At 60.2% G+C, this 15538-nt stretch carries 13 protein-coding genes; 9 read left to right on the top strand and 4 right to left on the bottom strand.

Translation table 11 applies throughout. The annotated features are described in order from the left end of the window. Positions 1-23 precede the first annotated feature (23 nt). Positions 24-971 carry a uridine-preferring nucleoside hydrolase UriH gene (uriH, locus tag ABD112_RS11345; protein ID WP_343925947.1) on the bottom strand — a complete coding sequence of 316 codons (948 nt, stop codon included), beginning with the start codon at positions 969-971 and terminating at the stop codon, positions 24-26. Positions 972-1019: 48 nt separating this feature from the next. On the opposite strand from uriH, the gene ABD112_RS11340 reads away from it, so the two are divergent. From ABD112_RS11340 to ABD112_RS11320, 5 genes are read left to right on the top strand one after another with little or no spacing between them, the layout of a single operon-like run. Next, a complete protein-coding gene (locus ABD112_RS11340; protein ID WP_343925945.1) occupies positions 1020-2198 on the top strand; it encodes an adenosylhomocysteinase in 1179 nt (392 codons plus the stop codon). Continuing rightward, positions 2198-2881, top strand: a complete 684-nt coding sequence (locus tag ABD112_RS11335; protein WP_343925943.1) for an IclR family transcriptional regulator — start codon at positions 2198-2200, stop codon at positions 2879-2881. Before ABD112_RS11340 ends, ABD112_RS11335 begins: the two co-directional genes overlap by 1 nt. A 57-nt stretch (positions 2882-2938) precedes the next feature. Then, positions 2939-4060 carry an adenosine deaminase gene (locus ABD112_RS11330; protein ID WP_343925941.1) on the top strand — a complete coding sequence of 374 codons (1122 nt, stop codon included), beginning with the start codon at positions 2939-2941 and terminating at the stop codon, positions 4058-4060. Between the two features lie 2 nt (positions 4061-4062). Continuing rightward, positions 4063-4512, top strand: coding sequence for a PTS sugar transporter subunit IIA (locus ABD112_RS11325; protein ID WP_343925939.1), 450 nt, complete (start codon positions 4063-4065; stop codon positions 4510-4512). After that, the gene (locus tag ABD112_RS11320; RefSeq protein WP_343925937.1) at positions 4509-4781 is read left to right on the top strand and encodes a PTS sugar transporter subunit IIB; all 273 of its coding nucleotides are present in this window, start codon (positions 4509-4511) and stop codon (positions 4779-4781) included. Before ABD112_RS11325 ends, ABD112_RS11320 begins: the two co-directional genes overlap by 4 nt. A 31-nt stretch (positions 4782-4812) precedes the next feature. On the opposite strand, the gene ABD112_RS11315 is transcribed toward ABD112_RS11320, so the two are convergent. Together ABD112_RS11315 and ABD112_RS11310 are read right to left on the bottom strand one after the other, a co-directional pair. Continuing rightward, positions 4813-6465, bottom strand: a complete 1653-nt coding sequence (locus ABD112_RS11315) for a phospho-sugar mutase (protein WP_343925935.1) — start codon at positions 6463-6465, stop codon at positions 4813-4815. Beyond that, a complete protein-coding gene (locus ABD112_RS11310) occupies positions 6462-7298 on the bottom strand; it encodes a purine-nucleoside phosphorylase (protein WP_343925933.1) in 837 nt (278 codons plus the stop codon). Before ABD112_RS11310 ends, ABD112_RS11315 begins: the two co-directional genes overlap by 4 nt. A 119-nt stretch (positions 7299-7417) precedes the next feature. On the opposite strand from ABD112_RS11310, the gene ABD112_RS11305 reads away from it, so the two are divergent. Further along, on the top strand, positions 7418-8854 hold the full coding sequence (locus ABD112_RS11305; protein ID WP_343925931.1) for an NAD(P)H-quinone dehydrogenase: 1437 nt from the start codon (positions 7418-7420) through the stop codon (positions 8852-8854). A 16-nt stretch (positions 8855-8870) separates the two neighbouring features. Here ABD112_RS11305 and ABD112_RS11300 read toward each other — a convergent pair whose 3' ends face one another. Beyond that, positions 8871-9899, bottom strand: a complete 1029-nt coding sequence (locus ABD112_RS11300) for a sugar-binding transcriptional regulator (RefSeq protein ID WP_425563832.1) — start codon at positions 9897-9899, stop codon at positions 8871-8873. 148 nt (positions 9900-10047) lie between these two features. Between ABD112_RS11300 and ABD112_RS11295 the strand changes: the two genes are divergently transcribed. The 3 genes from ABD112_RS11295 (at position 10048) to ABD112_RS11285 (ending at position 15368) form a co-directional block, all read left to right on the top strand. Then, positions 10048-11835 (top strand): glycerol-3-phosphate dehydrogenase/oxidase, encoded by a 1788-nt coding sequence (locus ABD112_RS11295; RefSeq protein ID WP_343925927.1) that lies wholly within the window; start codon positions 10048-10050, stop codon positions 11833-11835. Between the two features lie 77 nt (positions 11836-11912). After that, complete coding sequence (glpK, locus tag ABD112_RS11290) at positions 11913-13430, top strand: glycerol kinase GlpK (RefSeq protein WP_343925925.1); 1518 nt, start codon at positions 11913-11915, stop codon at positions 13428-13430. 87 nt (positions 13431-13517) lie between these two features. Beyond that, a complete protein-coding gene (locus ABD112_RS11285; RefSeq protein ID WP_343925923.1) occupies positions 13518-15368 on the top strand; it encodes an alpha/beta hydrolase family protein in 1851 nt (616 codons plus the stop codon). Positions 15369-15538 lie beyond the last annotated feature (170 nt).

The raw sequence follows: 15538 nt of genomic DNA, 5'->3' as shown, positions 1-15538 counted from the left end.
CCCACGAGCTGCGGATCGCGCGCTTAGAGCTGCGGATCTCCGATGCGCTCAAGCGCGTCGACGACCATTCCCCAAAACTTGGGGTGGTCGAGGTTGCGAGCAACTTGAGTTGTGCAGTCAGCGGGGGCTGGCGCGCGAAAATCAGCCACGGTCATTCCGAGAGTGAGTGTTCCGGTTAGTTCGACATCCAACGGCACCTTCACGACCTGCATGACGCTCGGATCGATGACGAATGCCACAGCACAGGGGTCGTGCACGGGGGGATGATCGAAGCCCTGAGCCTCGCGGTAGGTCTCGCCGAAGAACTCGAGCAGCTCACCGACGAAGCGCGCCGGGCCTGTGCCAACGGCCGCGATTGATGCCGCAACTTCGTCAGTAGCAAGAGCCTCATGGGTGAGGTCGAGACCGACCATCGTCAGCGGCCAGCACTCGTTGAAGACAATATGAGCGGCTTCGGGGTCGATCACGATATTGAACTCGCTCGTGGCGCTCCAGTTGCCGACGTTGACGCCGCCGCCCATGAGCACGACTTGCTTGACGCGTTCGGTGATGCGGGGCTCTTTGCGCACAGCGAGGGCGATGTTCGTCAGGGCGCCGGTCGGTACGAGGGTTACGGTGCCGGGCTCGTGCGCCATGACGGTGTCGATAATGAAGTCGACAGCGTGCCGAGCATCCAACTCGATAGTGGGCTCGGGAAGCACTGGTCCGTCGAGGCCGGATTCGCCGTGAATAGACTCGGCGACTTCGATCTGGCGAACGAGGGGTCGGTGTGCTCCGCGGGCGAAGGGAACATCGGTGATGCCGGCGACACGGGCGATGGCCAGAGCGTTGCGGGTCACCTTCTCGATGGTTTGGTTGCCCATCACGGTGGTAACACCGAGCAGTTCGATGTCGGGATTGCCGTGTGCGAGGAGAAGGGCAATTGCGTCATCGTGCCCGGGGTCGCAGTCGAGGATAATTTTCTCAGCCATAGTCAGAACCATATATGAAAATCACATTCATATATGTAGAGTGGCGTCATGAGCAGTGAACTAGTATCCAGTGCCGCAACCCGCCTCGCCTGGGTTCGATCCCGAATGACGCTCTTGGCTGGAGTGCGCGAACAGTTCGCGGTGACACAACCCTTCGCGGGGCATCGCATCGGCATGTCGATGCACATTGAACCCAAGACAGCCGTGCTGCTCGAAACTCTTGTAGCCGGTGGAGCAGAGATCGTCGCGACCGGCAATCACGGTTCAACACAAGACGACATTGCTGCGTACCTGCGCGATCAGGGCATGACAATCTTCGGCGCCCGCGATGACAATGAGGGACAACACGATGCACACGTGTGGGGCGTGGTCGAGGCCAAGCCAGACATCCTGCTCGACAACGGAGCAGGCCTAGTGGCCAGGCTCGCAGAGCTCGGCCCAGTGGATCACATCGTCGGCGGAACCGAAGAAACAAGCTCGGGCAGTTACCGACTGCGAGCAGAATTAGCGGATCACGTGACGTTCCCCGTGATCGTTATTGACGAGAACCCGCTGACGGTGATTAACGAAAACAAGCATGCCGCGGGTCAGTCTGTTGTCGAAAGCTTCATGCGCATCACCAATCTCATGGTGTCGGGACGACGATTTGTTGTCGCTGGCTACGGCTGGTGCGGCCGCGGTGTCGCCCACTACCTTCGCGCGCTCGGCGGCAAAGTGGCCGTGGTAGAGGTGGATGAGATCAAGGCTCTTGAGGCTGCGCTTGACGGCTACCGCGTGGCGAATATGTTCGACTTGGCCGAGTGGGGCGAAGTCTTCATCACCGCCACCGGGCATCCGCAGATCCTGGGCACCGAATTCTTTGACGTTGTGGCAGACGGCGCCATGCTCGTTAACTGCGGTCACTTTGACTGGGAAATCGATGTGCTTGCACTGCGCGACCTCGCGATTGATAGCACCGTGATCGACACTGCCATCGAGCGTATCGACCTTCCGGGAAATCGCCACGTTACGCTCTTGGCAGATGGCCGCATGGTCAATCTCGCCGGTCGCGAGCCCAAAGGTAACTCGATCGAGTCGATGGATCTTGGATTCTTGCTCCAGGCGCTCTCCCTTGAGCGCATTGCAACGTCGGCTGCCACGCTCGAGCCAGGCGCGCAGCCCGTTCCCGACAGCATTAACCGTGACGCTGCTCGCCGGATGCTCGCCGCTATGAAGGCTGACCGCTAATGACAGCGACTACCGAGTACACCGCGCCTGCCCTCGATAAGGGGCTCGACATACTTGAACTGCTCGCCGAGAGCTCCGGCCCGCTGAGCCAGTCGGAGATCGCAGGGGCCACGGGGCGCAGCATCGGTCAGATCTTTCGAGTCCTGTCGACGCTGGAGCGACGCGGCTATGTGCTCCGCGATAAGCAATCAGGGTTGTATGGGCTTGCGATGAAATTATTCGAGCTCGCGCACCGGCATCCACCGCTTCGTGGCCTCGTGAGTCTCGCGCTGCCGATCATGCAGAGGCTTGCCGAACAAGCGCTCCAGTCGTGCAATCTGGCCGCTCTTGATGGCACAGAGGTGCGGGTGCTTGCTCAGGTTGAGTCGCCCGCAGACTTCGGGTTTCGGGTGCGAGTCGGTGCTGCCTTCGACATCGCGACAACGGCGACGGGCGCAGTGCTCGCGGGGCGAGGTCAAGGCCTAGATCGCTCCGTCGTAGGTGTGGAAACCTTGCACCCGGGAATCACTGACATTGTCGCTCCTGTGCTGAGTGCAGACGGCGCGGTGGTCGCAGCGTTGACGGTGCCGTATGTGGCGAGCACGTTCAGCGAAGTGGATGTCGAACGGGTGCAAGAACTTGCCACCGCTGCCGCGAAAGAAATCTCTAATCTGCTTCACGGCGGAGCATTTACAGAATCTTAACGTCATCCAGCAATACCACAGGGGGCTTTCAGAGATTGGCACGGTAGATTTGTGGGTATGAACGCCGCTGTTGAGAAGTTTCTGATGCCCGGAGGCGGCGCAAGCATTACCGCGCTACCCAAAGTCTCCCTGCACGATCACCTCGACGGCGGATTGCGGCCCCAAACTATCGTGGAGCTCGCCGACGAGATCGGTTATGAACTTCCCGAAACCGACGCCGCGAAACTCACCAGCTGGTTCGCTGATCAGGCCGACTCTGGTTCGCTCGTCGACTATCTCAAGACTTTCGACGTCACCATTGCTGTGATGCAGTCAAAAGAAAACCTGCAGCGAGTCGCTCGCGAATTCGTGCACGACCTTGCCGATGACGGTGTCATCTATGGCGAGATCCGGTGGGCGCCCGAGCAGCACCTTCAGCAGGGGCTTGACCTTGATCAGGCTGTCGCCGCGGTGCAAGAAGGCCTCGAAGAAGGCGTCGATACGGTTCGCTCGAGCGGCCGCAGTATCCGCGTCGGTCAACTCTTGAGCTCGATGCGTCAGACTGATCGTGGCACTGAAATCGCCGAGCTGGCGCTTCGCCACCGCGATCGCGGAGTGCTCGGCTTCGACATCGCCGGACCCGAGGCAGGATTCCCCGCCAGCCGCATGCGCGGTGCGTTCGATCTGCTCGCCCACAGTTTTCTGCCCACCACAGTTCACGCCGGCGAAGCGGACGGCCTCGACAGCATCCGCAGCGCGCTCTTTGACGGTCGTGCACTGCGACTGGGGCACGGCGTGCGCCTTGCCGAAGACATCACGATCGCGCGCGAAGACGACGAAAACACTTACGTTTCGCTCGGTGACCTTGCCCAGTGGGTCAAGGACCGCGAGATTGCCCTCGAGCTGAGCCCGTCATCCAACTTGCAGACTGGTGCGATCGAGCAGTGGGGTGACGAGCTAGTCGACCATCCCTTCGACCTGCTGTACCAGCTCGGATTCCGCGTCACCGTTAACACCGACAACCGTCTCATGAGTGCCACGACTCTCAGCCGCGAACTCTTCTTACTCAGTGAAGCGTTCGGCTACGACCTCACCGATCTCGAGGTATTCCAGATCAACGCTGCCGCGGCTGCCTTTTTGCCGATCGAAGAGCGCGAAGACCTGTCCGAGGCCATCAGCACCGGTTTCGAAAGAGCATAGCGATGTCGCTACCTCCCCTTCCCGAATCCGCGATCGACATTGACGCTTTTGCGGCCGATTGGCGTGCCGCCGTTGCGCTCTCCGGCGCAGCTCTCGCCCGCTCCGGCGCCGCCAAACCCGGCTACGCCGCTGAGATGATTCGGATGATCGAAGACCACGGGCCCTACGTAGTGATCGCCCCAGGGCTCGCCCTGGCGCACGCTCGACCAGGCCCGCAAGTCATCGCTGACGGGCTCTCAATCGTGACCCTCAAAGAACCAGTTCGCTTCGGTCACGCCCACAACGACCCCGTCCGGGTCGTGCTGGGACTCGCGATTTCTGAAGCGGGGGCGCATCTGGCTGCCGTTGCCGCAGTAGCAAACATTTTCAACGACTCTTCGGCAATCGACCAACTTGCCGAAGCAACCTCGGCAGCAGAAGTTCAGCAAATTATGGGAGTCATTCCGTCATGAAGATTGTGACCATTTGCGGTGCCGGAATCGGCAGCTCCGGAGTGCTCAAAGTCAACGCGGAACGCGCACTGCGAGCACTCGACCTCGAAGCATCCGTTGTCGCCGCCGATGTGAGCTCAGTGCGCACCGTAGCTGCCGACGCGCAAATCATTCTCACTACCCAAGAGTTCGTGGAAGCAATCGGCAAGACGAACGCCGACGTAATCGTGATCGTGAACCTCTTTGACACGTCAGAACTCAAGCGAAAACTAGAGGACGCCCTCAGGTAGAACCCTCGGACGCCCTCAGCGCGCTACAGGCTTAGACCAAGAGCTCCCGCATGCCAGTCTCAAGCTGAGTGGCGACGGCCTCTGCGGCAGCCTGCCGCTCGGCGCCTTCGCCTGTCGTGCTTGAGGCATCCACATAGAACTTGAGCTTGGGCTCTGTGCCGCTGGGGCGAACTATGACACGGGCACCGCCGTCGAAGTCCATACGCAGGATGTCGCTCGGGATAAAGCCGTCGACCCCAGACGAGAAGTCAGTGAACGCGCTCACACGGTAACCGCCAACCTCGGTGGGAGCATTGGCGCGCACCTTAGCCATCATCTCGCCGATCTCAGAGACCTTGTCGAACCGCAACGACACTTGCCGTGAGGCGAAGGCTCCGAAACGTGCCGTGAACTCATCGAGTCGGTCGAGAACTGTCTTGCCCTGAGTCTTCAGCTCGGCAACAAGCGACAAGAAATCTACCGAAGCGGAAATGCCGTCCTTGTCTCGAACTTTGTCAGGGTCAACGAGGTAGCCGAGGGCTTCTTCATAGCCGAACGTGAGGCCATCGATGCGTGAAATCCACTTGAAGCCCGTGAGTGTGTCCCGATAGGTCATGCCGTAGTCGGCCGCGATGGCGCGCAGTGCGGGAGCTGAGACGATGGATGCCGCAAGCACCCCCACTCCGTTGGCGCGTTCTGCTGCGCGCCAGCCGAGCAGAATTCCCACCTCGTTTCCGCTCAGTCGACGCCATTCACCGTCACGCCCGACAATAGCGACAGCGAGGCGGTCGGCATCTGGATCGTGGGCGATCGCCACATCGGCTCCCACTTCGCGAGCTTTGGCATAGCTGAGATCCATCGCGCCAGGCTCTTCGGGGTTAGGGAAGGCAACCGTGGGAAATGCAGCGTCGGGGTGAGCCTGCTCTTCGATGAGAACGGGGGCAGTGAGTCCGGCCGTAGCGAACACGGCCTTGCTGGTTTCCCAACCGACGCCATGCATTGCCGTGTACGTGTAGATGACATCAGCTACTGGCTTGCCGAGAGCAGCGGTGCGCGCAATGTACTCGTCAACAACGCCGTCATCGGTCGTGACAAAGTCGGTGGAGCGCGGCAACTCAGTGATAGAACCCTTAGCGACAACATCGATTGCGTGCGCAATCTCACCGTCAACGGGCGGCACAATCTGCGAGCCGTGGTTGTCCCCGCCGAGGTATACCTTATAGCCGTTGTCGTTGGCCGGATTGTGGCTGGCGGTCACCATCACGCCAGCGCTGACGTTGAGGTGACGCACCGCGAAAGCGAGCACGGGTGTTGGCAGCAGGCGAGGCAACAGAATCGCACGAACACCAGCCCCGGCCATGATCGTGGCGGTGTCGCGGGCAAAAACCTCAGAGTTGATGCGGCCGTCGTAGCCAATCACAATGCTCGGGCTAATCTCGTGCGTCAACAAGTAAGCAGCAAGCCCCGCAGCTGCCTGAGTGACCAAAACCCGGTTCATGCGGTTGGGGCCGGCACCCAACTCGCCGCGCAACCCGGCAGTGCCGAACGCGAGCCGCGTATCAAAGCGGTGATGAAGACCGGCGATTGCTGTCTCGTCGCCCTTGCTGGCATCCGCAATCAGCGCTTCAAGTTCGGTGTGCGTGACAGCATCTGGGTCCTGTTCGAGCCACGCGTTGGCGGCGGCAATGAGTGCGTCGGTGCTCATAGTGCGGTCACAATCTGTGCGAGGAGGCCACTGATCTGAACTTCAGCGTCTTTGCCGGCCTGAATAACTTCTTCGTGGCTGAGGGGAGTGGACTGGATGCCGGCAGCAAGGTTGGTGATAAGAGACATTCCCAAGATTTCCATTCCTGCCTGGCGCGCGGCGATCGCTTCGAGGGCGGTGGACATTCCCACGATGTGGCCACCCATGGTCTTGGCCATCTGCACTTCGGCTGGGGTTTCGTAGTGGGGCCCACGGAACTGCGTGTACACGCCCTCATCGAGGCTCGGGTCGATTGACCTAGCGATCTCCCGCAGCCGCTTGCTGTAGAGATCGGTGAGATCAATGAAAGTCGCGCCCTCGAGAGGAGAATCGGCGGTGAGGTTGAGGTGGTCGCTGATCAACACGGGGGTGCCGGGCTTCCAGGTCTCTTTGATGCCACCGGCACCGTTAGTGAGGATCATGGTCTTTGCGCCGGTGGCGGCGGCGGTGCGCACTGAGTGAACTACCCGACGAACGCCGTGGTTCTCGTAATAGTGGGTGCGCGCGCCAATGACGAGAGCGCGTTTGCCGCTTGGCAGCAGCACAGAACGGAGGGTACCCACGTGGCCTTCGAGCGCTGGCTTGGAGAATCCGGGGATGTCGGATGCCGGAATTGTTGCGGTGGTTTCACCGATCAGGTCGGCGGCCTTTCCCCACCCACTACCGAGGGTCAGGGCAATGTCGTGCTTCTCGACTCCTGTCGCTGCTGCGATTGCTGCAGCAGCTTCGTGCGCGACCGCGAATGGGTCTGCGTTGGGGTCGTCGAGGGGGTTTGAGATAGGCGACTGTGACATGGCATCCACTCTAAACCGTGGGGCTTGCAACACGCCTTTGCGTTCGGCGCGAATCTGAGCAGAGCGCCCGTGTGATGCGGCGGTTTGTCGCTGGGGCAGAAGCGCGAGAGAATTGGCGCATGGCCTATGAGTTCGAGCGCACCCAACGAATTGCAATACTCGGCGGTGGCCCTGGCGGCTACGAAGCAGCCCTTGCGGGAGCGCAACTGGGCGCGGACGTGACGCTCGTTGAACGCGCTGGCGTTGGCGGTGCGGCCGTTCTCACCGATGTGGTTCCGTCAAAGACACTTATCGCGACGGCCGAGGCGACGAATGCGATTCGGGATGCGGCCGATCTGGGCGTGCAGTTCTACTCGCGTGGCGATTCTGGTCGCGTGGTGCGCCCCGAGATCACGGTGAACCTTGCCGCCGTCAATGCGCGTCTCATGCGGTTGGCGCAGCAGCAATCCGACGACATGAAGTCGCAGCTCATCAAGGCTGGCGTGCGCGTTATCGAGGGCGAAGGGCGTCTCGACGGACCCCAGCGCCTCGTCGTCTCCACGGGCAATGGCAAAACCAGCACCGACTTCGACGAGGTCGATGCCGACACTGTGATCGTTTCGGTTGGTGCGCGACCGCGCTTGCTCGACTCAGCGATGCCCGACGGCAAGCGCATCCTCACGTGGACTCAGCTCTACACGCTCAAAGAAACCCCCGAGCACCTCATTGTGGTTGGTTCTGGTGTCACTGGTGCCGAGTTCGCCTCCGCGTATTCCGCGCTTGGCGCCAAAGTTACCCTGATCTCCTCGCGAGACCGCGTGCTTCCTGGTGAAGACGAAGACGCCGCCCGCGTGATTGAAGATGTTTTCAAGCGCAACGGTATGACCGTGCTTTCCAAGTCACGGGCTGAATCCGTAGAGACCACGAAAGACGGTGTCGTTGCGACGCTGCAGGATGGCACCACCGTCGAAGGCTCCCACTGTCTCATGGCCGTCGGCTCGCTCCCGAACACTGAAAATCTGGGACTCGAAGAGGCCGGCGTGCAGCTGACCGATTCTGGTCACATCCGCGTCAACCGTGTCGCACGCACCTCGATGCCGTCGATCTACGCGGCCGGTGACTGTTCAGACTTTTTCCCGCTGGCATCTGTCGCCGCCATGCAGGGCCGCACTGCGGTGTTCCACGCGATGGGCGATGGCGTCACGCCGATCGAACTGCGCAACGTGGCATCCAACATCTTCACCCAGCCTCAAATCGCTACGGTCGGCTGGTCTCAAAAGCAGATCGAAGATGGGCTCGCGCAGGGCAACATCTACAAGCTGCCGCTCGCCTCGAACCCTCGCGCCAAGATGATGGGCATCAAGGACGGTTTCGTGAAACTGTTCGCTCGCACCGGCTCTGGCACAGTGATCGGTGGAGTCATCGTGGCTCCCAATGCCTCAGAGCTTGTTATGTCTGTCACGCTCGCGGTGGAGCACCGGCTCACGGTCGACCAGCTCGCTCGCGCCTTCTCCGTTTATCCGTCACTGACGGGCAGTATTACGGATGCCGCTCGCGCTATGCACATTGTGAACTAGCAGCCGGCTCGAACTGTTAGCTGCTGCTCACGAGCGGTTCGCTGTGGTCTGTTTGGAGGGCGATCTCCTCGGCTGAGGCAGCGCCATCCTTGAGCTGCATTACGTGCTCAACAAGCTTCGTCGCGGTCTGCTCGTCGACGACGAGGTCGGTAATGGCCCCGGCGCGCAGTGCTGCTAACAGAGGTACAACCTTGTTATCGCCTGCAACTCCGCAGATGCGGCGGGGGATTGAACGCAATTCTTCCGGGGTTGGCCCCGTTGCACGTGCGTTCATGGAGAGGTCTTCGTACGTGCCGTCTTCGCGCAAGAAGATGGTGCACACGTCGCCGACGATTCCCTCCTTGTCGAGGGTTTGGATGTCGCTGGTTTCCAAATAGCCCGCCGAGTAGACGTGGCTGGGCACTTCGCCCGCGATCGCACCGATTGAAAACAGGGCGATATCTGCTCGGCGCTGGTACTCGAGCACACGCACAATTGACCTTTCTGACCACATTGCGTTGCGGGTTTCGGCGAAGTCGAAGAATGCGGGAACAGGGAAAAGGTGCACTTGGGCATCGAATGCTTCCCCGAATCGGGCGATGAGATTGCCCGCGTACTCGACTCCTGAGGTGCGCACATTGGCGGCACCGTTGAGCTGGACGATGGCACTCCCGCGGGTGGGCTTCTTGCCTAAGTGGCGCGCGATTGCAGCCAAAGTGGTACCCCAAGCGACACCCATAATCATGTCGGAATCGAACCATCCGGTCACGATTTTGGCGGTTGCTCTGGCTACGTGATCGAGGCGTTCTGCCTCGTCGGCAAGGTCTGCAACCGGTACAACATGGGTCTCGATGCCGAAGCACGCCTCTATTTTCTTGGCGAGCCCTGGGCCTCGCGTTGGAGTGGGCCGCAGGGTGATCTCAACGAGACCACTTTCGCGGGCGTCGCGAAGCAAGCGAGAGACGCTCGATCGCGACATGTGGAGGTGGTTGGCAATGGTCTCCATCTTGATGTCCTGCAGGTAGTACATCGACGATGCAGACAGCATTGCTTCTTCGCGTTCCATGTAGTCCATCCTTGCACGTTCGTGCAGATGTGCTGCTCAGTTTGTCATTGGCCCCTTCTAGCGTAATACGCTGCTCAGCAGTGGATCGTCTCAGAAGATTCACAGCCGCCGCTGGCGGAAGCCACCATCAGAAAGAAACACAGCTTTCATGATTGATCAGTCCCTCACACGAGAAACCCGCGACAGCGCTATTCAGCATCTCGTCGACAGCACGCAGCCGGGTCGTGAGCTTGACGTTCTTGTCATCGGTGGCGGAATTACCGGTGCCGGAATCGCCCTAGATGCCGTCACACGCGGTCTCGACACGGTCGTTGTTGAGGCCCAAGACTGGGCAGCTGGCTCATCCAGCCGTGCAAGCAAGTTGATCCACGGTGGACTGCGCTACCTGCAGATGCTCGACTTCAAGCTCGTGCACGAGGCGCTCACCGAGCGTGACCTGCTGCTGAACAATGTCGCGCCGCACCTCGTACGCCCGCTTCCCTTCCTCTACCCGCTTCGTCGCCACGTGTGGGAACGCGCCTTTGTCGGTGCCGGAATCGCGCTCTACGACTTCCTCGCCACGGTCACCACGAAGAGCGTCAAGGGCAAGCGCAGCGTTCCGTGGCACCGCCACCTGTCGCGCAAACAACTCGCTGTGCGCTTCCCCGGTCTCGCACACGATGCAGCCGTCGGCGCGATCGAGTACTGGGACGCCAACGTTGACGATGCACGCTACGTCGTGAGCGTTGTCCGCACGGCACACGCTCATGGAGCACATGCCGCTAGCCGCACACAGGTTGTCGAAATCACCAAGGATGAGAACGGTGTCGTCAATGGCGCAGTGCTCGTCGACCTCGAAACGGGCACGACTTTCCCGGTGCGAGCCAAAGCAGTGATCAACTCTACCGGCGTCTGGACGGGCGAGACTCAGGCGCTCGCACACGAAAGTGGCGGGCTGAAAGTTCTCGCATCTAAGGGCATCCACATTGTTGTTCCGCGTGAACGCATCAAGGGTGAAGCCGGGCTCATCCTGCAGACCTCCAAGAGCGTGCTGTTCGTTATTCCGTGGTCACGCTACTGGGTTATCGGCACCACCGATACTCCGTGGAAAGAGAACCTGCTCAACCCCGCAGCGACGGCGGATGACATTGACTACGTCATCTCCGAAGCAAACGCCGTGCTCGCTAACCCCATCGATCGCTCCGATGTGATCGGCACCTGGGCTGGACTTCGCCCGCTGCTGCAGCCCGGCACGATGGAGGGCACCAACTCCGCGAAGGTATCGCGGGAGCACACCGTCGCCTCGCCCATCCCCGGCTTGACCGTCATCGCCGGTGGCAAGTTCACCACCTACCGCGTCATGGCCAAGGATGCCGTCGACTTTGCCCTCGGCAAGGAGGCAGCTAAGGCGAATCCGTCGACCACGGCATCCGTCGCGCTGCTCGGCGCCGAGGGCCTCGACGAGGCACGCGACAACACGCGGGCTCTGAGCCAGCGCTTTGGTTGGAGCGAGCAGATGATCGATCACCTGCTGCATCGCTATGGCGCCAAGATCTCAGAGATCGCAGCAATCTCCGACGCTGACCCGACACTGTCGCAGCCGCTCGCCGAAGCATCCGCCTACCTCCGTGCCGAGATCGCCTACGCGATCACGCATGAAGGAGCGCTGCACCTCGAAGACCTCATGGTTCGCCGCACCCGCATGAACTACGAGTACCTCAACGAAGGGATGGCCGCAGTCCCTGAGGTCGCCGAAATCGCCGCAACATTGCTCGGCTGGAACGAGCAGATCACGGCCCATGAGGTTGCGGTGTACCACCAGATGGCGGATGCCGTAGCAGCAGCGTCGCAAACTCGCGACGACGAAAGCGCGTCTGACGTTCGCGAAGCAGCACCTCAGATCGTGCCGCTCGTAACGCCTGCCGCGCACGAACCCCAACAACCACAGCACCCGTAACAGCACCCGCAACCGCACCAGAACGAACCAACCGCGCACCCGAACGCACGTTGATTATCAATGGAGATACGCCGCAGATGACACAGTACATTTTGTCAATTGACCAAGGAACGACGAGCTCACGCTCGATCATCTTTGACCATGACGCGCGCATCATCTCGAACGGGCAGCTCGAGCACGAGCAGATTTTTCCGCGCGCAGGCTGGGTCGAGCACGACCCCATGGAGATCTGGAACAACGTTCGCGAGACGGTTGGCCTCTCGCTTGCTCGCGCCAACCTCACCTACCAAGATATCGCCGCAGTGGGGATCACCAACCAGCGTGAAACCACGGTGGTGTGGAACAAACTCACCGGCAAACCCGTGACGAATGCGATCGTCTGGCAAGACACCCGCACCCAGCACATCGTCAACGAACTTGCTGGCGCTGAAGGGCTCGAAAAGTACAAGGCCATCACGGGCCTGCCTCTCGCTCCCTACTTTGCCGGGCCAAAGGTCACCTGGATTCTCCGCTACATTGACGGCGCCCAAGAGGCTGCCGACCGCGGAGAACTGCTATTCGGAACCATCGACACCTGGCTGCTGTGGAACCTCACCGGCGGTATCGACGGGGGAATCCATGCGACCGACGTGACCAACGCATCCCGCACCATGTTGATGGATCTCGACACTCTGCAGTGGCGCGAAGATATTGCTGCCGACATGGGCATCCCGATATCGATGCTGCCCGAGATTCGTTCATCCAGCGAGATCTTCGGCCACTGCCGCGATCACGGTTCGCTGCCGGGGGTGCCGATTGCGGGAATCCTCGGCGACCAGCAGGCGGCCACCTTTGGGCAGGCCTGCTTCAACGAGGGCATGGCCAAGAACACCTACGGCACCGGCAACTTCTTGCTGCTGAACACCGGGTCCAAGCGCGTGCACAGCAACAACGGTCTCATTACGACGGTCTGCTACAAGATCGGCGATGCGGCCCCCATCTACGCACTCGAAGGATCCATCGCGGTAACCGGTTCTCTCGTTCAGTGGTTGCGCGACAACCTCGGCATGTTCGCTGACGCACCCGACATCGAACGCCTTGCCCTCGAAGTAGAAGACAACGGTGGCGCCTACTTTGTGCCTGCCTTCTCCGGACTCTTCGCTCCATACTGGCGACCGGATGCTCGGGGAGCCCTTCTCGGGCTCACCCGCTACGTCACCAAGAACCACATCGCTCGCGCCGCGCTCGAAGCCACCGCATACCAAACGCGTGAGGTCATGGACGCGATGAACGCGGATGCCGGCGTCGATCTCGCCGAACTGCGCGTTGACGGCGGCATGGTGGCAAACGAACTTCTCATGCAATTTCAGGCCGACCAGTTGGGTGTGGATGTCATCCGCCCCCGCATCACCGAAACCACCGCACTCGGCGCAGCATTCGCCGCCGGGATTGCGATCGGGTACTGGGAGAGCGAACACGATGTCATTGCGACCTGGAATGAAGACAAGAGGTGGACGCCGCAGATGGCTCGCCTCGAAAGAGATCAGCTTTACCGCAACTGGAAAAAAGCGGTAACCAAGACCATGGGCTGGGTTGATGAGGACGTGGAGACCTAATCTGCCTGACAAAACCCATGACGGGCGCGCTGTCAGTCTCGCCCAGCAGTACACAGCAATCGATACCCACGAAGGGGTAGGGAATCAATGAAAACCTCGTTAGTAAAGAGGAACAGCTTTTGGCTCGTTCTCTCATTAGTCATGATGTTGGTCGCGTCAATTGGTGCGTCCATAGTTCAAACCGGAGCAGGCTCCATCACCGTCAAGGACATGCGCTGGGAAACCTCGTCTGGCCAGATGATGAGCGCACTGCTCTTCAAACCAGACACGGCAACAGCGGACAACAAGGTTCCCGCGATCGTGGTTAGCCACGGCTGGTGGAACAACCGCGAGATGCAAGACGCCAACTATGTTGAGCTTGCTCGTCGTGGCTATGTTGTTGTTTCGATCGACATGTACGGTCACGGCAACTCATCACCACTGCTCACCGACAACGTGACGCTGGGTGGAACCGGAATGTACGACGCTGTAAAGCTCGTCGCCGACTTCCCCTACGTCGACACCGACCAGATTGGTGTCAGCGGTCACTCGAATGGTGCTCGAGCAGCAAACTTCTCGATGTTTATCGATAACGCTGCTGATAAGCAACTCATCGCGGCAGTGCTGCTGGTCGACAATGACGCTGTCTACACCGATGCAGAGAACGAGAACGCGCACTTCAACCTGTACGGTGCCCGCGATGTGGGAATCGTCGCTGACCAGTACGACGAGTTCTTCTTCCGCAGCTACAGCCCAGAGGGTGCAGTTCTGACCCCGCCGCGCGACTACATCGGCACTCCGAACGCTCAGTCGTTCCTGCACTTTGGGGCCGCTCCGGATACGATCTCCGACACGCGTGAAGACAGCGAGTACTACACCGACACCGTTGACGGCGAGCAGGCTCTGCGCGTTGTCTACACGCCGGCTCAGACTCACCCGTGGGGAACCATCTCCAAGAGCACGGTTGCACACCAGCTTGACTTCTTCGAAGAGGCATTCGGTGCACCGAACCCCATCGCTTCAGGCACGCAGGTGTGGCAGGTTAAAGAAACCTTCACGCTCATTGGTCTGATCGGCTTCGGAATCTTCCTGCTCGCCTTCACCCGTGCACTGCTCACAACCCGTGCCTTCGCTGCACTGCGTACACCGGCTGCGGTCGTCGCACCGACAACCCGTAAGGGTCTCGGTTGGTTCTGGGGCGGAATGGGCGTTTCAGCATTCATCTCCGGTTGGAGCTGGTTGGTACTCGCAAACACCCCGTGGGTCGGCGCTATCGCCTTCAACGTTGGCACGTTCTTCATGCCTCAGGGTGCAGTGTTCTTCGTAGCCTTCTGGGCCGCGCTGAACGCGATCGCAGCGATTATCATCATGACGATCTCGTACCTGCTGTTCGGACGCAAGAACGGTCTCGACCTTCGTGCATCCGGCGTTCTGCCTGGTTGGAAGAAGTTCTTCCACGGACTCGGACTCAGCCTTGTTGTCGTTGTTGCCGCCTACGCGCTCGTATTCGTGCTCGACTACTTCTTGAAGACCGACTTCCGCTTCTGGGTTATCGCCGTCAAGGCGTTCACGCCGGACAAGGTCGGAATCGCGCTCATGTACCTGCCGTTGTTCGCCATCTACTTTGTTGCGAACTCGGTTGCCGTCAACTCCTTCAACCGTTTCTCGATTCGTGGCAAGGAATGGATCAACACGGCACTGCTCGCGTTCTTCAACGCTCTTGCACCGATCGTTTTGGTTGTCGTTCAGTACACGACGTTCTTCGTCACTGGGTACACGATCGACGGCTTCAGCGGAATCTTCAGCATCTGGCTGTTCCCGGTCATTCTCATCCTGGCCGTCACCGCAGTCATCTCGCGCAAGATTTACCGTGAGACGAACAACCCGTACATCGCTGGCTTCATCAACGCAGCGATCGTTACCCTCATCTCGGTAACGAACACGCTCACCGCAGCGTAAGTACAACGTAACTACAGCTTTTCCGATCCTCTGATCGGATTCAGACAGTGCCCCGGTCAACATCCTGACCGGGGCACTGTTGCGTGCGGTGGCATTCGCGTGTCCCGCGTCCGCTAACCCGCCATTTGGCGGTGTTGCTCACAAGCATCGTGGAATAGCGGATGCACGGC

It is taken from the genome of Rhodoglobus aureus, assembly GCF_039527955.1.
Lineage (GTDB): Bacteria > Actinomycetota > Actinomycetes > Actinomycetales > Microbacteriaceae > Rhodoglobus > Rhodoglobus aureus.
Note: the sequence above shows the minus strand (reverse complement) of the source record. Positions and strands in the feature narration are given on the sequence as shown.